This is a genomic window from Rahnella sp. ATs2, assembly GCF_051851855.1.
GTDB lineage: Bacteria > Pseudomonadota > Gammaproteobacteria > Enterobacterales > Enterobacteriaceae > Rahnella > Rahnella variigena.
Window position 1 is genome coordinate 190,153 of record NZ_JBLYPL010000001.1, and the last position, 21,457, is coordinate 211,609.

The 21,457-nt window shown below is 53.7% G+C and carries 20 protein-coding genes; 5 read left to right on the top strand and 15 right to left on the bottom strand.

The features are described 5' to 3' along the window. Positions 1 to 15 precede the first annotated feature (15 nt). The 3 genes from ACJY2G_RS00905 to ACJY2G_RS00915 all read left to right on the top strand — a co-directional run bounded on the left by ACJY2G_RS00905 (position 16) and on the right by ACJY2G_RS00915 (position 3,628). Positions 16 to 1,467, top strand: coding sequence for a tagaturonate reductase (locus ACJY2G_RS00905; RefSeq protein ID WP_120162136.1), 1,452 nt, complete (start codon positions 16 to 18; stop codon positions 1,465 to 1,467). 10 nt (positions 1,468 to 1,477) lie between these two features. Then, positions 1,478 to 2,968 carry a UxaA family hydrolase gene (locus tag ACJY2G_RS00910; RefSeq protein ID WP_439291049.1) on the top strand — a complete coding sequence of 497 codons (1,491 nt, stop codon included), beginning with the start codon at positions 1,478 to 1,480 and terminating at the stop codon, positions 2,966 to 2,968. A 96-nt stretch (positions 2,969 to 3,064) separates the two neighbouring features. Beyond that, entirely contained in the window at positions 3,065 to 3,628 is a 564-nt protein-coding gene (locus tag ACJY2G_RS00915; RefSeq protein WP_439291050.1) for a YgjV family protein, read from the top strand. Between the two features lie 24 nt (positions 3,629 to 3,652). Here the strand turns inward: ACJY2G_RS00915 and ACJY2G_RS00920 are convergent, their stop codons facing one another. The 12 genes from ACJY2G_RS00920 to arcA all read right to left on the bottom strand — a co-directional run bounded on the left by ACJY2G_RS00920 (position 3,653) and on the right by arcA (position 15,124). Beyond that, a complete protein-coding gene (locus tag ACJY2G_RS00920; protein WP_439291052.1) occupies positions 3,653 to 4,384 on the bottom strand; it encodes a peptidase in 732 nt (243 codons plus the stop codon). 24 nt (positions 4,385 to 4,408) lie between these two features. Continuing rightward, positions 4,409 to 5,203, bottom strand: a complete 795-nt coding sequence (locus ACJY2G_RS00925; protein ID WP_112288100.1) for a transglutaminase family protein — start codon at positions 5,201 to 5,203, stop codon at positions 4,409 to 4,411. Then, a complete protein-coding gene (locus ACJY2G_RS00930) occupies positions 5,203 to 6,144 on the bottom strand; it encodes an alpha-E domain-containing protein (protein WP_439291054.1) in 942 nt (313 codons plus the stop codon). Before ACJY2G_RS00930 ends, ACJY2G_RS00925 begins: the two co-directional genes overlap by 1 nt. Next, the gene (locus ACJY2G_RS00935; RefSeq protein ID WP_439291115.1) at positions 6,138 to 7,589 is read right to left on the bottom strand and encodes a circularly permuted type 2 ATP-grasp protein; all 1,452 of its coding nucleotides are present in this window, start codon (positions 7,587 to 7,589) and stop codon (positions 6,138 to 6,140) included. The genes ACJY2G_RS00930 and ACJY2G_RS00935 overlap by 7 nt, the downstream gene beginning before the upstream one ends. 208 nt (positions 7,590 to 7,797) lie before the next feature. Beyond that, entirely contained in the window at positions 7,798 to 8,184 is a 387-nt protein-coding gene (gene ridA, locus ACJY2G_RS00940; protein ID WP_120162132.1) for a 2-iminobutanoate/2-iminopropanoate deaminase, read from the bottom strand. A gap of 55 nt (positions 8,185 to 8,239) precedes the next feature. Beyond that, the gene (gene pyrI / locus ACJY2G_RS00945) at positions 8,240 to 8,704 is read right to left on the bottom strand and encodes an aspartate carbamoyltransferase regulatory subunit (protein WP_013577172.1); all 465 of its coding nucleotides are present in this window, start codon (positions 8,702 to 8,704) and stop codon (positions 8,240 to 8,242) included. Between the two features lie 18 nt (positions 8,705 to 8,722). Then, positions 8,723 to 9,658 carry an aspartate carbamoyltransferase gene (pyrB, locus tag ACJY2G_RS00950; RefSeq protein WP_112288103.1) on the bottom strand — a complete coding sequence of 312 codons (936 nt, stop codon included), beginning with the start codon at positions 9,656 to 9,658 and terminating at the stop codon, positions 8,723 to 8,725. Positions 9,659 to 9,903: 245 nt separating this feature from the next. Next, positions 9,904 to 10,410: an arginine repressor gene (locus ACJY2G_RS00955; protein WP_113876747.1), complete on the bottom strand. Its 507-nt coding sequence runs from the start codon at positions 10,408 to 10,410 to the stop codon at positions 9,904 to 9,906. A 62-nt stretch (positions 10,411 to 10,472) separates the two neighbouring features. Further along, positions 10,473 to 11,876, bottom strand: coding sequence for a YfcC family protein (locus tag ACJY2G_RS00960; protein WP_120162131.1), 1,404 nt, complete (start codon positions 11,874 to 11,876; stop codon positions 10,473 to 10,475). Positions 11,877 to 11,928: 52 nt separating this feature from the next. Next, complete coding sequence (gene argF / locus ACJY2G_RS00965; RefSeq protein ID WP_430319901.1) at positions 11,929 to 12,936, bottom strand: ornithine carbamoyltransferase; 1,008 nt, start codon at positions 12,934 to 12,936, stop codon at positions 11,929 to 11,931. A 33-nt stretch (positions 12,937 to 12,969) separates the two neighbouring features. Beyond that, positions 12,970 to 13,881 (bottom strand): carbamate kinase, encoded by a 912-nt coding sequence (arcC, locus tag ACJY2G_RS00970; protein ID WP_439291058.1) that lies wholly within the window; start codon positions 13,879 to 13,881, stop codon positions 12,970 to 12,972. A gap of 22 nt (positions 13,882 to 13,903) precedes the next feature. Continuing rightward, positions 13,904 to 15,124: an arginine deiminase gene (arcA, locus tag ACJY2G_RS00975; RefSeq protein ID WP_430319903.1), complete on the bottom strand. Its 1,221-nt coding sequence runs from the start codon at positions 15,122 to 15,124 to the stop codon at positions 13,904 to 13,906. A gap of 714 nt (positions 15,125 to 15,838) precedes the next feature. Here arcA and ACJY2G_RS00980 point away from each other — a divergent pair. Further along, complete coding sequence (locus ACJY2G_RS00980; RefSeq protein ID WP_430319959.1) at positions 15,839 to 16,309, top strand: YhcH/YjgK/YiaL family protein; 471 nt, start codon at positions 15,839 to 15,841, stop codon at positions 16,307 to 16,309. Here ACJY2G_RS00980 and ACJY2G_RS00985 read toward each other — a convergent pair. Then, entirely contained in the window at positions 16,290 to 18,092 is a 1,803-nt protein-coding gene (locus ACJY2G_RS00985) for a sugar phosphorylase (protein ID WP_439291060.1), read from the bottom strand. The two genes, ACJY2G_RS00980 and ACJY2G_RS00985, sit on opposite strands and share 20 nt — an antisense overlap. Positions 18,093 to 18,268: 176 nt before the next feature. Beyond that, positions 18,269 to 19,276 carry an ornithine carbamoyltransferase gene (gene argF / locus ACJY2G_RS00990; RefSeq protein WP_430319905.1) on the bottom strand — a complete coding sequence of 336 codons (1,008 nt, stop codon included), beginning with the start codon at positions 19,274 to 19,276 and terminating at the stop codon, positions 18,269 to 18,271. A gap of 168 nt (positions 19,277 to 19,444) precedes the next feature. Between argF (ACJY2G_RS00990) and rraB the strand changes: the two genes are divergently transcribed. Next, positions 19,445 to 19,870 (top strand): ribonuclease E inhibitor RraB, encoded by a 426-nt coding sequence (rraB, locus tag ACJY2G_RS00995; RefSeq protein ID WP_112288111.1) that lies wholly within the window; start codon positions 19,445 to 19,447, stop codon positions 19,868 to 19,870. 117 nt (positions 19,871 to 19,987) lie between these two features. Here the strand turns inward: rraB and ACJY2G_RS01000 are convergent, their stop codons facing one another. Continuing rightward, entirely contained in the window at positions 19,988 to 21,421 is a 1,434-nt protein-coding gene (locus ACJY2G_RS01000; RefSeq protein ID WP_113876754.1) for a 6-phospho-beta-glucosidase, read from the bottom strand. Positions 21,422 to 21,457 lie beyond the last annotated feature (36 nt).

The window sequence follows — 21,457 nt, forward strand, 5'->3', positions numbered from 1 at the left end:
TAAGGTGAATGTGAGATGCAAAGGTTAAATCGCCGTGACTTCCCTGGCCGTCAGCACCCGGACAAAATTATTCAATTTGGTGAAGGTAACTTCTTACGTGCGTTTGTTGACTGGCAAATCGACCTGCTGAATGAACATACTGATCTCGATGCCGGTATCGTAGTGGTGCGCCCGATTGATACTGATTTTCCGCCTTCACTGAGCACTCAGGATGGTCTGTATACGACCATCATCAGCGGTCTGAACGAGCAGGGTGAAACGGTGCGTGATACCCGCATCATCCGTTCTGTTAACCGTGAAATTAATATCTACCATCAGTTTGATGAATATCTGGCGCTGGCCCGCGACCCGAATATCCGCTTCGTGTTCTCCAACACCACCGAAGCCGGTATCAGCTATGTCGAGAGCGATCGTCTGGAAGACGCGCCTCCGGCAAGTTTCCCGGCCAAGCTGACCCGTTTGCTGTTCGAACGTTTCACGCATTTCTCCGGTGCGGCTGATAAAGGCTGGGTTCTGCTGCCTTGCGAACTGATCGACTACAACGGCGAGGCATTGCAGGAACTGGTGCTGCGTTACGCGCAACAATGGGCGCTTCCGGCGGCATTCACCCAGTGGCTGGAAAACAGCAATACATTCTGCTCAACGCTGGTTGACCGTATCGTCACCGGTTATCCGCGCAGTGAGGTCGACAGCCTGCAGGAAGAACTGGGCTATCAGGACAGCTTCTTTGACAGCGCGGAGCACTTCTACCTGTTTGTCATTCAGGGGCCAAAAAGTCTGGCTCAGGAACTGCGTCTGGACAAACTGCCGCTGAATATCCGTCTGGTTGACGACATCAAACCGTATAAAGAACGCAAAGTGGCGATCCTCAACGGCGCGCACACTGCGCTGGTGCCGGTGGCCTTCCTGGCAGGACTGAATACTGTGGGCGAGTCGATGAATGACGCGCAAATCAGCCGCTTCGTCGAACTGGCGATCGCCGAGGAAATCTCGCCGGTGCTGGACCTGCCGCAGGATGAACTGACGTCGTTTGCACAGGCGGTGCTCAGTCGTTTCCGCAATCCGTTCATTCAGCATCAGTTACTGTCGATTGCCCTGAACGGCATGACCAAATACCGCACCCGTATTCTGCCGCAACTGCTGGCGAGCCAGGCGAAGAATCAGCTTCTGCCTCCGCGTCTGACCTTTGCACTGGCGGCGTTGCTGGCGTTTTACCGTGGTGAGCGTAACGGAGAAGTTTATCCGCTGCAGGACGATGCACACTGGCTGAGCCGTTTCTCCGGCCTGTGGAGTGATGTGCGTAACGGCAGCCTGCCGTTAATCGGGCTGGTCGAAACTGTGCTGGCTGATGAAGAACACTGGGGACGTGACCTGAATACCGTGCCGGGTCTGACGGCGAAAGTGACCGAGCAATTGCAGGCGATTGATGATCGCGGCATGCGTGATGCGTTGGCGGCTTACAGCTAAGAGAGCAACTATGCAAAGTATCATTCAAATTCATACCGCTGATAATGTCGCTGTGGCCTTGCGCGATATCGATGCGGGCGAGCAGGTTGAAGCGGGCGGGTATTCCGTTGTTCTGGTTCAGCCTGTGGCGCGTGGTCACAAGTTTGCCCTGCGCCCGATTGCGGCCGGGGAAAACGTTGTTAAATACGGTTTGCCGATCGGGCATGCGCTGGCGGACATTGAGGCGGGCGTGCATATTCACTCGCAAAATGGCAAAACCAATCTCAGCGATCTGGACGAATACCAGTATCAGCCTGATTTCGCCACTGTACCTGAACAGATGGCGGATCGTGATGTGCAGATCTACCGCCGTAATAACGGTCAGGTCGGGATCCGTAATGAACTGTGGCTGATCCCGACCGTTGGTTGCGTCAACGGGATCGCCCGTCAGATCCAGACACGTTTCCTGAAAGAAACCAATGACGCGGAAGGCACCGACGGTGTTTACCTGTTTACGCATCCGTTTGGTTGCTCTCAACTGGGTGACGACCATGTGAACACCCGTACCATGCTGCAAAACATGGTGCGTCACCCGAATGCGGGCGCGGTGCTGGTGATCGGCCTCGGTTGTGAAAACAATCAGGTGGATGTATTCCGTGAAACGCTGGGCGACGTTGACGAAGAGCGTGTGCGTTTCATGACGCTGCAAAAATTCGACGACGAAGTGGAAGCAGGACTGGAACGTCTGCGCGAACTGTATGCCGTGATGCGTGACGATAAACGCGTGCCCGGCAAACTCAGCGAGCTGAAATTTGGCCTGGAATGCGGCGGTTCTGACGGCTTGTCAGGCATCACCGCTAACCCGCTGCTGGGACGTTTCTCTGATTACGTGATCGCCAACGGCGGGACTTCCGTGCTGACAGAAGTGCCTGAAATGTTTGGTGCGGAACGTATTCTGATGAGCCGTTGCCGCGATGAAGGTACATTTGAGAAAACCGTTCACATGGTGAATGATTTCAAACAGTACTTCATCGAACATAATCAGCCAATTTACGAGAATCCGTCTCCGGGCAACAAAGCGGGTGGTATCACCACGCTGGAAGAAAAATCGCTGGGCTGTACGCAGAAAGCCGGTCAGAGCCCGGTGATGGACGTGCTGAAATACGGCGAACGTCTCACCACGCCGGGGCTGAACCTGCTGAGTGCGCCGGGTAACGATGCCGTCGCCACCAGTGCGCTGGCGGGTGCCGGTTGCCATATGGTGCTGTTCAGTACCGGCCGCGGTACGCCATACGGTGGTTTTGTGCCGACGGTGAAACTGGCAACCAACAGCGAACTGGCGGCGAAAAAACCGCACTGGATCGATTTCGATGCCGGACAACTGATCCACGATGTCAGTATGGATCAGCTGCTGGGTGAATTTGTGGATCTGATCGTGGCGATCGCCGATGGCCGCAAAGCCAAAAACGAACTCAATGATTTCCGTGAATTAGCCATCTTTAAAAGCGGTGTCACATTGTAACCGCTCAGGTTTATCGTTAGGATGAAACGGCGTTTCAGTTATGAAGCGCCGTTTGCTTTTGCAGCGCAAGACCTCCACGTATGAGACTCCTGACAAATGACGTATTACTGGTTTGCCCAGTCAATTGGTGTTGTGGCCTTCGTGGTCGGCATCACGATGTTTTTCAACCGCAGCGACCGTCGCTTCAAACAACAGCTTTCTGCCTACAGCGCCATTATCGGCGTGCATTTCCTGATGATGGGCGCAGCTCCCGCAGGCATGAGCGCCTTACTGAATTCCCTGCGCACGCTGATTTCACTGCGCACCCGTAACCAGTGGATCATGGTAGTTTTCATTGTGCTGACGCTGGTGTTAGGGCTTAGCCGCGCCCATCACTGGGTAGAATTATTGCCGGTCGGCGCGACAGTGGTCAGTACATGGGCGCTGTTTCGCACCAGCGGGCTGACCACGCGCTGCATTATGTGGTGCTCAACCTGCTGCTGGGTAGTGCACAACATCTGGCTCGGTTCGATTGGCGGATCGCTTATCGAAGGCAGTTTTCTGGTCATGAACGGCTTTAATATCATCCGCTTCCGCCGCCTGCAACTGCGCGGTATCGACCCGTTCGAGGTCGAGAAGAAGATAGTTCAGAAGATGGATGCAAATAAAGCAGCGGAGTGAGATATCACTCCGCCAGAAGCGGATTTACTCGTCTAATTTCAGCGGCGGTAACTGACCAAAAATGCTCAGCAGGCCTTCGCCCCAGCCTTTGCGGATCATGTCGAAATACGGGTGCGTTTCGGTGATGCGGTGCTGTTGCGCGGCACTGAAGCTGTCGGTCGGATAGGTCATCACATCCAGCGGCAGGCCGACGGAAAGATTACTGCGCAGCGTCGAATCCATCGAAATCAGCGCACATTGCATCGCCTGATCCAGCGCGGTGTCGTAGCTCAGCACCCGATCGATAATCGGCTTGCCGTACTTACTTTCACCAATCTGGAAATACGGCGTGTCGTGTGTGGCTTCGATGAAATTCCCCTGCGGATAAATGTGGAACAGCCGCAGGCCTTCGCCCTTAATCTGGCCACCGAGCAGCAGGTTGCAGCTGAAATCCGTGTTGCCGCCCTGATTCGCGCCGCTGTCCCGTGCAATCACTTCACGTACCGTTTCACCCAGCAGGCTGGCGGCATCGTACAGCGACTTCACGTTCAGCAGGTTTTCCCGCTCATCGTCTAAGCCGCGGCGATGCAGCAGGCTGATAATGCTTTGTGTGGTCGCCAGATTTCCGGCGCTCTGGATCACCAGCACGCGTTCATCACTTTGATGAAAAACATGCAGTTTACGGAAGGTGGAAATATGGTCCACTCCGGCATTGGTGCGTGAGTCTGACACAAACACCAGGCCTGAGGACAAGCGCATGGCCACACAGTAAGTCATAAAAAATTTCCTCAGGCGTCAGGTTTATTGTGGTACGTCGAGCATGGCAACGGCCGCGACAGTGCGCATGTCTTCGCTTCCTCCACCCAACCGGATACCGCGGACCGGGCATGCATCAAGATAATCTATGCCGATAGCCAGTTTCAAATGCTGATTCGGTTTACAGGTGTTATTGGTGACATCAAAGCTCTGCCAGCGGTCATCCAGCCAGGCTTCCGCCCAGGCGTGCATGGCCACGTGTGTCGAATCTTCCGAGTAAAGATAGCCGCTGACATAGCGCGCCGGAATGCCCAGACTGCGGCAACAGGCGAGGAACACGTGGGTGTGATCCTGACACACGCCGGTTTGCGCCGAAAACGCCTGAGAGGCGCTGTCTTTGACCGTGGTAGTGCCGGGGTTATAGGGCATTTTCAGCAGCAGTTCGCCCATCAGACTGCACAGACTTTCGTGCTGCGCCTGCGGGCGGTAATAGCGGCTGGCGAAATCGCGGATCGCGCCGTCAGCCAGCGTCAGCGGGCTGGTGCGTAAAAACACCAGCGGCGAAAGATGCCCGCAGTTGTCATCCTCCGTATTGTCTTCAATCTCGACCACACCGTTGGCGACGATGGTGATCGCCTGATGCGGCTGATCCAGTGTCAGAACATGCAACACATTGCCGTAGGCATCCAGCGTGCGGGTGGCATATTCCGGTAACGTCAGATCCCATGACAAAATCTTCTGATGGCTGGAATCCTGCGGGGTCAGGCGCAGGTATTGCGTGCTGTGTTTAACCTGCTGCGCATAGCTGTAATGCGTCTGATGCGTGACATTCAGTTTCATTATTGAGCCTCCAGATAGGTTTGATGAATGCTCTCAGCGATGGCATTGGTCTGGTCAAGGAATTGCATTAACCAGGGACTGAGGCCCATCTCAACAATTTCATCCATTTCGGTGAAACGCAGCTGAGCGTGAAGGGTATGAACACGGCGGCGGGGCAGATTACCCGCCGTGCCGCCGATTTCCTCCAGCTGTTCGGCCATAATTTCGATGCACGAAAGCAGTGAACGCGGTAGCTCGCGGCGCAACACCAGCAGTTCGGCGATATGCTTCTGGCTGAGTTGTTGCTTGTATAACGTGTGGAACGCTTCGCGGGCGCTGACGGCACGCAGTAATGTGTCCATCCGGTAGTATTCGCGCACCGGATCTTCATCGGCATTCAGCAACTGATTTTTGGCATCAAGCAGGCGCGCGGTGCTGTCTGCGCGTTCCAGCATGGTGCCGAGGCGGATAAAGTTCATCGCATCACTGCGCAGTAAGGTACCGAACATCGCGCCACGAAACAGATGTGAGCGTTCCTTAACCCAGTCGAAGAAAGAGTCTGCACCGGCAGAACCGACGCCCTGACGGCGGATCAGTTTCATCTCAATCCAGGTGGCATTGATGCTTTCCCAGACTTCAGACGACAGGCTGCCGCGCACCGCATGCGCATTGTTCCAGGCCATTTGCAGGCAACTGAAAATGCTGCTGTGGTTGAAACTGTCCAGTGCGAAAAAGTTGAGCAGATTGCTCATCGATTCCTGCGGATAGTGCTCACTGAATAACGTGCGGGTGCCGGTCATGGTCAGCGGCACCAGCAGATCATTGTTTTCATCGCGGGCGTTGACGTCACGGATCGACATCATCGACAGCTTGTTGGTCACGTCCAGCAGGCGTGCGATATTTTCGGCGCGTTCCAGATAACGCGCCATCCAGTACAGTTCGCTGGCTGTTCTGCTTAGCATGCGTCATCCTCCGTTGGATTTTCTTCCAGCACCCAGGTGTCCTTGGTGCCGCCGCCCTGTGATGAGTTCACCACCAGCGAGCCTTCTGCCAGCGCCACGCGGGTTAAGCCGCCCGGTACCAGACGGATTTCCGCGCCGGTCAGGGCAAAAGGCCGCAGGTCGATATGACGCGGTGCCAGTCCGTTGCCGACAAACGTCGGGCAGGTGGAAAGCGCCAGCGTTTCCTGAGCGATGTAGTTTTCCGGGCGGGTACGCAGTAAATCGCGGAAGCGTTCAATTTCCGCTTTGCTGGCGGTCGGGCCAATCAGCATGCCGTAACCGCCTGCGCCATGAACCTCCTTCACCACCATTTTTTCCAGATTCGCCAGCACGAAAGACAGATCGCTTTCCTTGCGGCATTGCCAGGTCGGCACGTTATTGAGGATCGGATCTTCCGCGAGATAGTAGCGGATCATCTGCGGCACATACGGGTAGATCGATTTGTCATCCGCTACGCCGGTGCCGATCGCATTCGCCAGCACCACGCCACCGGACCGATAAACTGAAAGCAGGCCGGGAACGCCGAGCATGGAATCGGCGCGGAACGCCAGCGGATCGAGGAACGCATCGTCGATACGCCGGTAAATCACGTCAATTTTGCAGGGGCCGGCGGTGGTGCGCATAAACACCGCGCCGTCTTTCACGAACAAATCGACGCTTTCCACCAGTTCAACGCCCATTTGCTGGGCGAGGAAACTGTGCTCGAAATAGGCGCTGTTAAAGCGGCCTGGCGTCAGTACCACAACGGTCGGATCGTTGACTGGCGTGCTTTCGCGCAGGGTTTGCAGTAAGTGGGATGGGTAGCGGGACACCGGCGCGATACGCTGTTCGGCAAACAGTTCGGGGTATAACCGCATCATCATCTTGCGGTTTTCCATCATGTACGACACGCCGGACGGCGTACGCAGGTTGTCTTCCAGCACGTAATATTCGCCATCGCCGCCGCGCACCATATCCGTTCCGGCAATGTGGGCGTAAGTATCGCGATGAAGATCAATGCCCTGCATGCACGGCTGATACTGATCGTTGGCCAGCACCTGTTCCGCCGGGACGATCCCCGCTTTGAGGATCTTCTGGTCGTGGTAAATATCGTGCAGAAAAGCATTCAGCGCCTGAACCCGCTGGCAGATCCCGCGATCGAGCATTTGCCATTCGCTGGCCGGAATAATGCGCGGCACGCTGTCGAACGGGATCAGCCGTTCCGCACCGTCATCTTCGCCGTAAACGTTAAAGGTAATTCCCACCCGATGGAACAACAGCGCAGCTTCCTCTTTTTTGCGCTGGACTGCCTGTTGATCAGCTTGCTGCAACCACTGCCAGTAGGCCTGATAATGGCTACGGTGCTTGCCATCCGCCATTAACATCTCATCAAAAAAGGGTGAATCGGAAAGGTCAATCTTGATCATCATCACCTCACAAACTGGACAGGCTGCAATTGAATCGTTCAATAACAATGAAGATCAGGCATAAAGTGTGCCAGCGTGCAAAACGGGCTGAAAATCGGGGGAAAACAGACGGGACTGCTTAATTATAGAGCGTGAAAGGGTTTCTTTGCCTGAAAATGGGGCAAAAAAAACCAGCCCGCAGGCTGGTCTGGTGCATGGCTGGCGCGAATTAACGGCGGACGGCGATGGCTTCGATTTCGATTTTTACGTCTTTTGGCAGACGGGCAACTTCAACGCAGGAACGCGCCGGGAACGGAGCGTTGTGTTCAGTGAAGAACGCTTCGTACGTGGCGTTAACGGTGGCGAAGTCATTCAGATCTTTCACGAAAACGGTAGTTTTGACGATGTCTGAAACTTTCAGGCCAGCGGCTTCAACGATCGCCTGCACGTTTTGCAGTGACTGACGTGCCTGCGCAGCGATATCGTCGGCGACCGCGCCGGTTTTAGGATCCACAGGGATCTGGCCGGAAGTGATGATCATGCTGCCCAGATCCACGCCCTGAACGTAAGGACCGATAGCGGCAGGGGCGTTTTCAGTGCTGATTTCGCGGGACATAATGTCTCCTGATTTGAGTTAAAGTGAATAAAAAATTATCCCTCAGTATAAAGGGTTAATCATTGTTCAGCACCACCTGATGCTCAAACTCTTTCTCGCAGTATTTGCATTTCAGGTGCACGCCGTCCGCACGTTGCTTGACTGCAAAGCTGGAATCCACCGGTTCAAAACGGCTGATGCAGTTGCCGTTCGGGCAGCGCAGCACGCCGACAATACGGTCCGGCAGCGTCGGCATCAGCTTCTTCACCACGTCGTAATTGTCGATGCGGTTCACCGTTGCACGCGGGGCATATACCGCCAGCTGATTGACCTGTTCGTCGGTCAGGAAGGTGTTTTCGATTTTGATAATGTCTTTGCGGCCAAGTTCGCCGGACGGCAGGTTCAGGCCGACGGTCACACGTTGTTCAGTCTGGGTAAACTTGAACAGAGACAGCAATTTAAACCCGACCTGTGCCGGAATATGGTCGATAACGGTACCGCATTTGATCGCTTCAACCTGAAGTTTATTGTCGTGCGTCATAAAGTTTTCTCCTCAAGTTTACTGTGCAGTGTCTGCGTTCAGAACCAGCGCCAGCAAAGCCTGACGCGCAAAAATCCCGTTTCCGGCCTGCTGGAAATACCAGGCGTATGGCGTCTTATCCACATCCGGCGTGATTTCATCGATACGCGGCAGCGGATGCAGTACTTTCAGGTGCGGCTGAGCATTCGTCAGGTCGGCGGCGCGCAGCACAAACTGGGCTTTCACGTTGGCATATTCCGACGGATCCAGACGCTCTTTCTGTACGCGGGTCATGTACAGGATGTCGATTTCAGAAACCACTTCATCAATGCTGCTGTGCAGGCTGTATTCGATGCCTTTCTCTTCCAGCAGGCTCAGGATATAGCCCGGCATTGCCAGCGCATCCGGGGCGATAAAGTAGAAACGGTTACCGTTAAATTTCGCCAGCGCCTGCGCCAGGGAATGTACCGTGCGGCCATATTTCAGGTCACCGACCATGGCGATTTTGATGTTGTCGAGACGCCCCTGCGTTTCCTGAATGGTGAACAAATCCAGCAGGGTTTGGGTCGGATGCTGGTTCGCACCGTCCCCGGCGTTGAGCACCGGAATACCGCCGGAGAATTCGGTTGCCAGACGTGCCGCGCCTTCCTGCGGGTGACGCATCACAATTGCATCGACATACGTGCTGATGACCGAAATGGTGTCGGCCAGCGTCTCGCCTTTTTTACCAAGCGACGTGTTGCTGCTGTCGGAGAAACCGACCACCGAGGCACCCAGACGATGCATTGAGGTTTCAAACGACAGGCGGGTGCGGGTTGAGGCTTCGAAGAAACAACTGGCGATCACTTTGTGTTTCAGCAATTCAGGCTGCGGGTTGGCTTTCAGGCTGGCAGCGGTATCGAGAACCAGCTCCAGCTCTTCACGACTGAGATCGTTGATCGAAATGATGTCTTTCTGATACAGCGGATTGGCCATAGTCATTCTCCTGTTCTTTACGCGTAAAAAGTGGGGCACTCAAATTCCGGACAAAAAAAAGCCCCTCAATGAGGGGCTTTCAATAAAACGGTAATACCACGGAAGAACAACGGCAGCGGGCTGCCTGATGGCACGGCGTTTGGTCGATCATCTGAGCACAAAACGTGGCGATTGTTCATGGGTTCTCCCGGCAAATTGTGGCGCATTATAGGCGGCTCACTGACGGCGTCAAGCGGAAAAATGGCCTAGGGCAATCGGTTGCTGCTGTGGTTTTCCTTTATCGCCAGTATCCGCCTGATTGTCCTGCAAACTCTGTCCAGCGCTGTCGTTTCCCGTGGTGCTACCAGCACGGAAGTGCTCGACGCGATCACCCCGAGCACCTCCGGCAAACGGTGCTGATCGATAATCCGTCCCACGGCGCGGCCATAGCCCGACATGACATGGACCACCACAAACTGAGGGTTGTGATCCACATCGGTGACCATTTCACTTACTGACCTCAGGGCATCAGGAACAAGCTGAGACTGCTCATTCAGGGCATAAATCTTTTTGCCTTTGGCATTCTGCACCTTCATCACACCCAGCGTTTTCAGTAATTGTGAAATGGTGGACTGGCCGATATTCCTGTATCCCGCCCGCTGGAATTCCTGCCGCAATTCTTCCTGTGATGAAAAACTCCGGCTGGCAATCAGCTGATGGCAGAGGATCAGTTGCTGGTGTTCTTTTTCAAGTGCAGACAACGTTCTTTTCATGGTTATATTCCCGGTAAATAAAAGGACGTCAACATGGCAAAAAAATCATTTTCTACAAAGACTTAAATCAAAGAACCGAGACTTAACGCTAACATCAGTAATACCAGTAATATCCCCAGTAAAGGTGCGACCCATTTCAGCCAGCGGACATAAGGCACCCGCGCGATGGCCAGACCGCCCATCACGACGGCGGAGGTCGGTGTGACCAAATTGACCAGGCCGGATGCGGACTGATACGCAGTGACCACCAGTTCACGGCCGATATGCGCGAAATCGGCCAGCGGCGCCATAATCGGCATGGTCATCACCGCCAGACCGGAAGAAGAGGGCACCAGAAAGGACAGCACTACTTCGAGCAGGAACATGACGTTGATGAAGATCACGTTGGATAATCCGGAAACGATGCCTTCGGCGCTGTGCAAAATAGTGTGGGTAATCATGCCGTTGTCCATGATCACCACAATGCCACGGGCAATACCGATGATCAGCGCCACGCCGAGCAGGTCGCGTGCGCCATCGATAAAGGTGGAAGTCAGCTCCTCTTCACTCATCCGCGCAACCAGCCCCACCAGGATCGCCGCAGCCAGGAAAACGCCGGAGATTTCCCCCATCCACCAGCCTTTTACCGATACGCCATAAATCATCACCACAAAAGCCAGTGCGAAGATCAGCAGGATGATTTTGCGCACGCCGGTAAAGGGCAGCAGTTCATCGCTGCGGTTTCCGAGAAAGTGGGCGCGGTTGCTTTCCTGCTGATCCGCCACGATGGAGAGTGAGGGATCGCGGCGCACTTTACGGGCATAGCGCATTACCCAGATCACGCAGATCAGCCAGCCGACGATCAGGATCGCCACGCGCAGGCCGATCCCGCTGGTAAAGGGGATCCCGGCGGCGTTGGCGGCAATCACCGTCGCAAAAGGATTGATCGTCGAACCGAGCGTCCCGATGCCTGCACCGAGCAGCACGGTAGCCGCAGCCACCAGCGGATCGAAACGTGCCGCCATCATCACCGGCACCAGCAGGGTATAAAACGGCAATGATTCTTCGGCCATGCCGTAAATGGTGCCTCCGGCGGCGAACAGTGCCATCAGAATGGGGATCATCCACTCTTCTTTGCCCTTCAGCCGGACGGTAACCCGCTCTATTCCGGCGTCGATGGCTCCGGTTTTGGTCACGATGCCCAGAAAACCGCCGATGATCAGAATAAATAAGGCGACATCAATCGCGCCGGCCTGACCGGTGGTGTGGTTGTACAGGCCATCAATGGGCGCGAGGAAAATATCCACCAGCCCCTGCGGATTGCCGGTCACGGCGTGATAGGTGCCTGAGACGGGGACTTCTTTACCCAGTCCGGCATTCATCGCCATGTCGTACTGACCGGCGGGGATAATCCAGCTCAGGCCTGCAACCAGCGCGATAAGCACAAATAAAATGGTGTAGGCAGAAGGGAATTTGAATGTACGCATAAACGTAATCCTTAAAGAAGGCGTGAAGGCAAAACGCCTTCACGCAAGGGGCTTAGTCATCGCCAAGCGTGGCGACCATGACCGCTTTTATGGTGTGCATACGGTTTTCGGCTTCATCAAAAACGATGGAATGCGGGGACTCAAAAACGTCATCCGTCACTTCCAGCCCTTTCATGCCGTAAGCGATTTCCAGCTCCTTTCCGAGTGTGGTTTCTTCGTTATGGAAAGCGGGCAGGCAGTGCATAAATTTGACGTCAGGATTGCCGGTGGCGTTAAGCACCGCGGCGTTAACCTGATACGGGGTCATCAGGCTGATACGTTCTGCCCAGGCAGTTTTTGCTTCGCCCATCGACACCCAGACATCGGTATAAAGAAAATCGACGCCCTGTACACCTTCATCAACGTGTTCTGTCAGCAGGATCCTTGCGCCGGTAGTGCGGGCAATATCGCGGCAGACAGCGACCAGCGTCTCTTCCGGCCAGAAGGATTTTGGCGCGACCAGACGGATGTCCATCCCCATTTTCGCCGCGCCGACCATCAGGGAATTCCCCATATTGTTTCGGGCATCGCCCAGATAAGCGAAGCTGATCTGACTGAGTTCTTTGCCCGGCGAGTGTTCAAGCATGGTCATCAGGTCGGCCAGGATTTGGGTCGGATGAAACTCATCGGTCAGCCCGTTCCATACCGGTACGCCGGAGAATTCCGCCAGCTCTTCCACAATCTTCTGCGCAAACCCCCGGTATTCGATGCCGTCGTACATTCTGCCCAGCACACGCGCGGTATCTTTCATCGACTCCTTGTGTCCGATCTGGCTGCCGCCAGGGCCGAGATAGGTCACGTGTGCGCCCTGATCAAACGCGGCGACTTCAAACGCACAGCGGGTGCGGGTGGAGGTTTTCTCAAAAATCAGCGCAATATTTTTTCCGCGCAGGCAGGGGCGTTCCTGTCCTGTTTTCTTATCGTCTTTCAGCGCCAGCGCCAGGGTGATCAGTTGCTGAATTTCTTCCGGCGTGAAATCAAGAAGCTTAAGGAAATGACGGTTTTTCAATGTAGTAGTCATAAAATCATCCTGAAATAATGAAATGGGAGCGGGTTATTCCGCGCGGATACAGGTGCCTTTCAGGCCGGCCAGAATGGCTTCGCCATCCTCCAGTGCGCCGATCCCCGCCAGCCCGTGACAGGCATCGACAAACTGGCAGGCGGCATTGACTTTCGGCCCCATGGATCCGGCATCGAAGGTCATAGCAGCGAGATCCCGCGGCGTGATGTGATGCAGCGGCCGCTGCTCAGGCGTGCCCCAGCCGAGGTACACCGCATCGGCATCGGTCAGGATCAACAGCGCGTCGGCCTGTAACTGACGCGCCAGCAGCGCCGCCGAGAGGTCTTTGTCGATGACGGCTTCCACGCCCTTCAGCCCGTCATTGGTCTGATGAACCGGCACGCCGCCGCCGCCATTGCAGATGACCAGATAGTGCTGATCCAGCAAGGCCCGGATGGCATCAATCTCGAGGATGCGCTGTGGTTGAGGGGAAGCGACCACGCGGCGAAAATGCTGCCCGTCGGCTTTCATCGCCCAGCCTTTTTCGGCAGCCAGATTTTCCGATTGCGCCTGCGTATAAACCGGGCCGATGTATTTCGTCGGGTTATCAAAGGCCGGATCGAGCAGGCTGACTTCCACCTGCGTCAGCAGGGTGCAGACGCGACTTTCCGGCAGACAATTTTTCAGCGCCTGTTGCAGCAGATAGCCGATCATCCCCTGAGTTTGTGCTACCAGAATATCGAGCGGGTAGGGCGCGACTGCCGGACAGGCGCTGTTTTGCAGCGCCAGTAATCCGACCTGCGGGCCGTTGCCGTGTACCAGCACAACCCGCCATTTCTGGCATAGCGCAGCCAGCGTTTTTGCCGCCACACAGATGTTTTTGCGTTGAAGTTCGGCCTCTAGCGGTTCGCCACGGCGCAGTAATGCGTTGCCGCCCAGAGCGACAACCAGAACAGGTTTGTTCATGAAATTTCCCCGGAGTCAGTGATCAGATGTCGTCGCGTTCAAGCGGGCAGCTCATGCAGCGCGCGCCGCCGCGGCCTCTTCCCAGTTCATCGCCCGGAATGGGGAGAACGGTGATCCCGGCTTTATCGTATTTTTCGTTAGTCCAGGTGTTGCGCTCGTAGCCGATCACCACGCCGGGGCGCACGGTCAGGACGTTATTGGCATCGTTCCATTGTTCGCGTTCGGCCTCGAAACTGTCGCCGCCGGTGGTGATGAGTTTGATGTCATCAGTGCCCAGCGCCTTACCGATTGCCCGCACGAACTGCGGTTCTTCGGTGCGGCGCAGGCCGCCGTGGCCGTCATCGGTCAGCGTCCAGCACTGGGTGGTGTCGCGGACGACTTCCGGGTAGACGGAGAAGGTGTCGAAGTCGATATGGGTCATGACGGTATCGAGGTGCATGCAGGAGCGATGTTTGGGTAATTCCAGTGCAATCACTTTGGTGGCTTGCTGATGTTTGAACAGCGAACGGGCGAGGAACTCCACACCCTGCGGCGTCGTACGTTCGGATAAGCCAATTAATACCGCGCCACGACCAATGACTAATACATCACCGCCTTCCAGTGTCGCGTGGTCATAATTAAATTCATCATCGCCAAAGTAAGTAATAAATTCGTTATCGGCAAAGTGCGGATGCCAGCGATATATGGCTCGCAGATTATTGGTTTCCCGTTTACGCGCCTCTTTTGCCATCGGATTCACCGATACGCCGTTATATATCCAGCAGGAGGTGTCGCGGGTAAATAAATGATTGGGTAATGGATTAATCACAAAATCATTTAACTGATGTGTATCCGTGACCATATTATGAAAAGTATCGGGGATTTCGCTGTAAGTTAATCCGCCGCTCATGAACCGGGCCGTTTGCCGGTGGGGTAAATCTGCCAGCCAGCCGCGGATTTCTTCGGCAAATTGTGGCCCCAGCCGGTAATCCGAGATTTGCCGGCTGAGCAGCCAGTCTTTGGCCTCGCGGTTGTCGAGGGTTTCAGTCAGCAGGTCAGTCAGCAATAAAACTTCCACGCCTTGCTGGCGCAGGGTCTGGCTGAAAATGTCATGTTCTTTCCCGGCCCGCTCAACAGACAGCACATCATCGAATAATAATTCCTGACAGTTGGAGGGGGTCAGTCGCTGCAAACTTAAATTTGGCCGGTGAAGCATCACGCTGCGAAGTTGGCCTATTTCGGATCCTACATAATGCCGTTTCATATTTATCCCTTTTAAAAGACGAAATAATGTTCCGGTCAATTTCAGCTAAATTTCAGCTTAATTTCAGATGAAGAAATCCCGTGGAGAATAAAACGCGTTATTCAGCCTGGAAGGAAGTGCGCCCGGAACGGAGTGAATAATATTCCGCGCAGGCATTTAATATGTGACTTCGATCGCATCAGAATAAAACCATGGTGATGGTTACCTGTTGATTGATAAACATCATTGTTTTATTTATTAGCATATTCAGTAAAGTGAATAATCACCGGAATATGAGAGTAATTATTTCTTCTGACAGTGAGTGACCGTATGAGATAATATTTATTCAATCCTAATCCACTAAAAAATAAAGGGTTTATTCTGAGTTTGCATAGAATGGCTTTTTTTGTGATTAAAGATTTATAACTTCTCAAAAATCCTAAATAACTATTATCTGTTTTCGCTGCTTTGGATTTAATTAAATATGTGACCGGCGGGTGAGTTTTTAGAAATAGTCCGTAAGACCAACAGGATGAAAGCGGCATACTGAATATGCTCGCAGGGTTTATGCAATCTTACTGCATAACCATTGTTTCCCGGCTGGGGGTGACGTTCAGCCGCAAAAATATTTCCCATGAAGTTAAAATCTTGATCCCGCTCTGGCAACCGGACAGCAAACAGGATTAGTATTTATGAAACGCTGTTTCACTCATGCATTACAAACCCGAGGTTATGATGATCACAGGAAACATCCACGCGCTGCATCTCGTTCCTTATCTGCCCGCTGAATTGTGCGAGGCCATTGAATACGTTAAGCAACACATCACTGCGGACACGCCGCTGGGCAAACACGATATCCGTGGTGACGATGTGTTTGTGCTGATTTCCAATGATTCCACCGCGCCGCAGGCCGACCGCCGTGCCGAATTCCACGCCCGTAATCTGGATATCCAGATTGTGCTGAACGGCACCGAAGGCATGACGTTCAGCAACTTACCGGCAGGTTATGTGGATACTGACTGGCTGGAAGATAAAGACATCGCGTTTCTGGCCGCCGGTGAGCAGGAAAAAACCATGATCATGCAGACCGGCGATTTTGTGGTGTTCTATCCGGGTGAAGTGCATAAACCGCTGTGCGCGGTGGGCGAACCGGCCCATGTGCGCAAAGCGGTGGTAAAAATGAACGTCAGCGCATTGTCCGCTTGATGCTTATCGTGTAGCGCTTCGTGCGTTTGATCAGCTTCATCCGCCAGCGGCGCAGTCTGCCGAGGCGTTCCGGGGCTTTAAGTTTGTGTTTGATCCACACCACCTGCCACGGCTGGAGTCGCATCTGGCCGTTAAACGCTTCCCCGCTAATCAGATCTTTCCCTTCCACTGCCAGTTTCAGAACCTGCGAATGATCGCTGATATTGAATACGCAGCTGATCCGATCCTCCGTTTTGGGATCATAACGTTCCATCGCAAACAGCGATTTACCCAGATCAAACACCCGTTGCCCCGCCTGTGGCGAAAATGCCGGATGTTCGCGGCGGTGCTTAATCAGCGCCTGTAAACCGTAAAAAACGCGGGCACTCAGACTGTCCTTTTTCTCCAGTTCTGCCTCAACTTTTCCCAGCTCCAGCTTTTTACGGTTAATACGGCGGTTGATGCCGGACTGATGCATACCGTCAAGATCGTTCTCGCTGCCCAGCAGGCTGTGGATATAAATCGCCGGTACGCCGATAAACGACAGCAACAGCGCCTGTGCGGCGAGAAATTTGCGCGCTTTCAGTCCGGTATCGTCATCCGGTTCGGTCAGCGCGCTGAGGTAATTGATGTTCAGTTCATAAGGCGAATGCGTGCCATCGCCGTTGTCTTTATAAGAGACGCGGCCTTCTTTACGCAGGGTTTCCTGCGCCATGTATTTGCGTTCGTCATCGCTGAGGAAGGTTTCTGTCGGACGCAGACCGATGCCGTCGTGACTGGCTAAAAAGTTGAAATAGGTGGTGTCAGGATAACGTGCTTCGGCATTCAGGCTTTGCGCCCACTGGGTGAGCGTGCTGGTGTCCTGGCGTAAAAAGGCGTGCAGCGTGAGCGGCGGCAGCGGGAACTGATACACCATGTGTGCCTCATCGCCTTCACCGAAATAACTGATATTTTCGTGATGCGGCACGTTGGTTTCGGTGATGATCCGCGTGCCGGGAATCACTTCATCAAGGATGGTCCGCCAGACTTTGATGATGTTATGCGCCTGCGGCATGTGAATGCAGCGCGTCCCGGCCTCCTTCCAGATATACCCAATCGCATCGAGGCGGATCGACTGCCCGCCACTGGCGGCGTACTGCAGCAGTACATCAATGCTTTCCAGCAGAACCTGCGGATTTTTGAAATTGATATCCACCTGATCTTCACTGAACGTGGTCCACAGGTATAACTCATTGCCGTCGGCTTTGATAAACGGCGTCAGCAGCGGCGAGGCGCGGGGGCGCACAACGCGGCTGTAATCCAGCTCGGGATTCGAGGCAATAAAGTAATCTTTGTAATAAGGATCGTCATGCAGATAGCCTTTCATCCATTCGCTTGAGCGGGAGATATGGTTAATCACGCAGTCAAACATCAGGTTGAAATTCGCGGAAAGGTGATGAATATCCGACCATCCGCCGAGATGTTCGTCGATACGGCGGTAGTCGATGACGCTGAAGCCGTCGTCGGTGCTGTACGGATACATCGGCAGAATATGGATGTCGCTGATAATCTCGCGCAGATAGGTATTGGCGAAGTGATTCAGCGTCGCCAGCGGCGGTTGTTCACCGTGACGTATATTGTCGCCGTAAGTAATCAGATAAATGTTGGTGCCATCCACCCAATCGGTGGTGCGGTGCTTGCCGTAATTCCATTTGTCGGCGAGATGCAGGATTTTTTTCAGCAGGTCGGCGATGTGTTCCCTGGGGTAAATCCTGCTTAACAGGCTTTCCAGCCGCAGGACATACTCAAGATTAACTGAGCTCATATCGGTTCCTTCTTACTGCGTTTCTGTTTTTTCTATTGAACAGGTTAAAACCAAAGCGCTCTAAAAAGGGTAGTTGAAAATGAGGTCTTCTGACGGGAACAGGCGGGATAAAGTGCAAAACGTTGTAAATATTGCGACGTGCAGAAAGTTCATCCTTACTGCACGTCGGGGATAAATCAGGCGTTGCCGAGCGTAGCGACCATCACCGCTTTGATGGTGTGCAGACGGTTTTCAGCCTGATCAAACACCACGCTGTGGCTGGACTCAAAGACGTCATCCGTGACTTCCATGCCGCCTTGCAGGCCGTATTCTTCCGCCATTTGCTTGCCGAGCGTGGTCTGGTCGTCATGGAATGCAGGCAGACAATGCAGGAATTTCACCTGCGGATTGCCGGTCAGTGCCAGCATTGCGCTGTTGACCTGATAAGGGCGCAGCAAATTAATACGCTCTTTCCAGACTTCTTTCGGCTCGCCCATGGAAACCCACACATCGGTATACAGGAAATCAGCGTCTTTCACGCCGGCTGCAATATCTTCGGTCAGGGTGATATTGCCGCCATTTTCTTGTGCCAGATGCGTGCAGGTGGCGACCAGTTCGGCTTCCGGCCAGCAGGCTGAAGGCGCGACCAGACGCAAATCCAGACCGCATAACGCGGCTGCTTCCAGCAGTGAATTGCCCATATTGTTACGGGTGTCGCCCAGATACGCCAGACGCATACCTTGCAGCGGCTGGCCCGGTAAATGCTCCTGCATGGTCAGCAGATCAGCCAGCAACTGGGTCGGATGGAATTCATTGGTTAAACCATTCCAGACCGGCACACCGGCGTATTGCGCCAGAATTTCGACTTTATCCTGACCGAAACCACGATACTGAATACCGTCGTACATGCGGCCGAGGACGCGGGCGGTATCTTTCATCGATTCTTTATGGCCGATCTGGCTGCCACTTGGGCCAAGATAGGTGACTTTCGCTCCCTGATCATAAGCGGCAACTTCGAAAGAGCATCGGGTGCGGGTTGAGTCTTTTTCGAAGATGAGCGCGATGTTTTTGCCTTGCAGACTGGCTTTTTCGGTGCCGTTCTTTTTAGCGGCTTTTAATTCTGCGGAGAGTTTCAGCAGTGACGAAATCTCTGACGGGGTAAAATCCAGTAACCTGAGAAAATGACGTTTACTCAACAAACTCATGATGTAGCTCCATAGCGCGTAAGCATTTCGGATTGAATTAAAATTCAATTTAACTGGATGAATATGCAATTACAACCCCGCCGAGAAAACTTTCTCTTTAATAGTGGAGACGCGCCCTGCGGTGTGTGAAAATAGCGTACAAACGTCACATTGATTGAGGACAGAGATATGGCAAACCGTGAATTGCTGGAAGAACAACGTGAAGAGACTCGCTTAATCATCGAAGAACTGCTGGATGATGGCAGTGATCCTGACGCGCTTTACACTATCGAACACCACTTATCTTCAGAAAAGTTTGAAGTTCTGGAGAAAGCCGCAGTCGAAGCTTTCAAGCTGGGTTACGAAGTGACTGACCCTGAAGAACTGGAAGTAGAAGACGGTTCTGTTGTGATGTGCTGTGACGTGATCAGCGAAATCGCGCTGAAAGCGGAACTGATCGACGCTCAGGTTGAACAGCTGATGAACCTGGCTGAAGCCAACGGCGTTAACTACGACGGCTGGGGCACTTACTTCGAAGGCGATGACGACGAAGAAGGTGAAGAAGGCGAAGACGAAGATTTCGTTGATGAAGATGATGACGGGAAACGTCATTAATCTGGCTCCCTCCCCTGCGAAGGGGAGGGCTGGGGTGGGGTATTGATGATAACTCTACATTTGATGTTGTCAGCTAAACCCCCTCCCGACCTCCCCCTTCGCAGGGGGAGGAGTTAATTAAAGCACTTCCCCGTTGCTCTCAATCACTTTCTGATACCAGCCGAAGCTCTCTTTTTTCGAGCGAGCCATGGTGCCGGTGCCATCGTCATTTTTATCCACGTGGATAAAGCCATAGCGTTTGCTGTACTGACCGGTGGTAAACGACACGCAGTCGATGCAGCCCCACGGCGTATAACCCATCAGATCCACACCATCTTCCAGCACCGCTTTTTTCATCTGCTCGATATGTGCTTTCAGATAAGCGATACGGTAATCGTCGTGAATGACGCCGTCATCACCCGCTTTGTCGATAGCACCAAAGCCATTCTCGACAATAAACAACGGCTTCTGATAACGCTCGTACAAAATATTCAGGGTGTAACGCAGCCCGACGGGATCAATCTGCCAGCCCCAGTCAGACGCTTTCACGTGCGGATTTGGCACGCTGCCAGCAAAGCCTGACAAGCCATTATCATCACTCGGATTGTGCGCTGAAATCGCGTTGCTCATGTAATAGCTCAGGCCGATGTAATCCGCGCAGCCGTCGCGCAGCGCCTGCAAATCGCCGTCTTCCATTTTGATGTTGAAGCCGCGACGTTCCCACTCTTTCAGCGCATACGCCGGGTAATAACCACGCATATGGACGTCGCTGAACAGGAAGCGTTCGTGCATCGCCTCAACGGAATACATTACGTCGTCCGGATGGCAGGAGAACGGATACAGCGGCACCATGGCGATCATGCAGCCAATCTGGAAATCAGGGTTGATTTCATGACCGAGCCTGACCACTTTGGCGCTGGCAACGAACTGATGATGCAGCACCTGATACATCGTTTCTTCCGGATTTTCCTCCCCGGTAAATACCACACCGGAGCAGCAATAACCGAACAACGGATATTTCCAGTTACGCTGGTTATTGATCTCGTTGAAGGTCATCCAGTATTTCACTTTGCCTTTGTAGCGTTCCATTACCACCTGGCTGAAACGTACAAAGAAATCCACTACCTGACGGTTTTTCCAGCCACCGTATTCCTTCACCAGATGCCACGGCATTTCGAAGTGGGAAAGGGTGATCACCGGCTCGATATTGTGTTTGAGCAGTTCATCAAACATGTCGTCATAGAATTGCAGACCGGCTTCATTTGGCTGTAATTCGTCACCGTTCGGGAAGATGCGCGTCCAGGCAATCGAGGTACGGAAACATTTGAAGCCCATTTCTGCGAACAGAGCGATGTCTTCTTTGTAGTGCGAATAAAAATCGACTGCTTCGTGATTCGGATAGCTGTAGCCGTCAAGCACGCCGTCGGTCATTACACGGTCAACGCCGTGCGCGCCGCCGGAAAGGACATCACAGATGCTGATGCCTTTGCCGCCTTTGTTCCAGCCGCCTTCCACCTGATGCGCCGCGACTGCGCCGCCCCATAAGAAATCTTTCGGTAACTGATGACTCATTTGATTCTCCCTGGATACTTATTGAGGGCAGATTGC

Bases quoted from the DNA above. Each gene is read 5' to 3' on its own strand.
- ACJY2G_RS00905 (WP_120162136.1), top strand. From the start codon at position 16: ATGCAAAGGTTAAATCGCCGTGACTTCCCTGGCCGTCAGCACCCGGAC.
- ACJY2G_RS00910 (WP_439291049.1), top strand. From the start codon at position 1,478: ATGCAAAGTATCATTCAAATTCATACCGCTGATAATGTCGCTGTGGCC.
- ACJY2G_RS00915 (WP_439291050.1), top strand. From the start codon at position 3,065: ATGACGTATTACTGGTTTGCCCAGTCAATTGGTGTTGTGGCCTTCGTG.
- ACJY2G_RS00920 (WP_439291052.1), bottom strand. From the start codon at position 4,384: ATGACTTACTGTGTGGCCATGCGCTTGTCCTCAGGCCTGGTGTTTGTG.
- ACJY2G_RS00925 (WP_112288100.1), bottom strand. From the start codon at position 5,203: ATGAAACTGAATGTCACGCATCAGACGCATTACAGCTATGCGCAGCAG.
- ACJY2G_RS00930 (WP_439291054.1), bottom strand. From the start codon at position 6,144: ATGCTAAGCAGAACAGCCAGCGAACTGTACTGGATGGCGCGTTATCTG.
- ACJY2G_RS00935 (WP_439291115.1), bottom strand. From the start codon at position 7,589: ATGATCAAGATTGACCTTTCCGATTCACCCTTTTTTGATGAGATGTTA.
- ridA (WP_120162132.1), bottom strand. From the start codon at position 8,184: ATGTCCCGCGAAATCAGCACTGAAAACGCCCCTGCCGCTATCGGTCCT.
- pyrI (WP_013577172.1), bottom strand. From the start codon at position 8,704: ATGACGCACGACAATAAACTTCAGGTTGAAGCGATCAAATGCGGTACC.
- pyrB (WP_112288103.1), bottom strand. From the start codon at position 9,658: ATGGCCAATCCGCTGTATCAGAAAGACATCATTTCGATCAACGATCTC.
- ACJY2G_RS00955 (WP_113876747.1), bottom strand. From the start codon at position 10,410: ATGAAAAGAACGTTGTCTGCACTTGAAAAAGAACACCAGCAACTGATC.
- ACJY2G_RS00960 (WP_120162131.1), bottom strand. From the start codon at position 11,876: ATGCGTACATTCAAATTCCCTTCTGCCTACACCATTTTATTTGTGCTT.
- argF (WP_430319901.1), bottom strand. From the start codon at position 12,936: ATGACTACTACATTGAAAAACCGTCATTTCCTTAAGCTTCTTGATTTC.
- arcC (WP_439291058.1), bottom strand. From the start codon at position 13,881: ATGAACAAACCTGTTCTGGTTGTCGCTCTGGGCGGCAACGCATTACTG.
- arcA (WP_430319903.1), bottom strand. From the start codon at position 15,124: ATGAAACGGCATTATGTAGGATCCGAAATAGGCCAACTTCGCAGCGTG.
- ACJY2G_RS00980 (WP_430319959.1), top strand. From the start codon at position 15,839: ATGATCACAGGAAACATCCACGCGCTGCATCTCGTTCCTTATCTGCCC.
- ACJY2G_RS00985 (WP_439291060.1), bottom strand. From the start codon at position 18,092: ATGAGCTCAGTTAATCTTGAGTATGTCCTGCGGCTGGAAAGCCTGTTA.
- argF (WP_430319905.1), bottom strand. From the start codon at position 19,276: ATGAGTTTGTTGAGTAAACGTCATTTTCTCAGGTTACTGGATTTTACC.
- rraB (WP_112288111.1), top strand. From the start codon at position 19,445: ATGGCAAACCGTGAATTGCTGGAAGAACAACGTGAAGAGACTCGCTTA.
- ACJY2G_RS01000 (WP_113876754.1), bottom strand. From the start codon at position 21,421: ATGAGTCATCAGTTACCGAAAGATTTCTTATGGGGCGGCGCAGTCGCG.